Annotated in this window: 1 pseudogene; it reads left to right on the plus strand. The window is 76.6% G+C overall.

Annotated elements, in window-relative coordinates:
* Positions 1-39: 39 nt before the first annotated feature.
* Positions 40-239: pseudogene (locus KVT32_RS31435) on the plus strand (DUF2145 domain-containing protein); the annotation flags it as partial.

A 239-nucleotide genomic window follows, 5' to 3' on the forward strand; every position in this document is an offset into this window, starting at 1 on the left:
CTGGTACCGCGAACTGGGCTCGCGCAAAGTCGGGATCTGATGACCCTGCGCGCCGCGCCCGCCGCGCTCGCGCTGTCGGCCTGGTTCACCGCCGGCGGCGCCCAGGCCGGCCTGCCCACCTTCTGCGAACGGCCGCGCGAGGTCACGGCGGCCGACCAGGACCGCGTGCTGCGCTTCGCCGGCGCGGTGAAGACCGAGCTCGAGCGCTCGGGCCAGCCGGTCGCCCTGATCGCCCGCGC

This window comes from Achromobacter sp. GbtcB20, assembly GCF_019091095.1.
Lineage (GTDB): Bacteria > Pseudomonadota > Gammaproteobacteria > Burkholderiales > Burkholderiaceae_B > Achromobacter > Achromobacter mucicolens.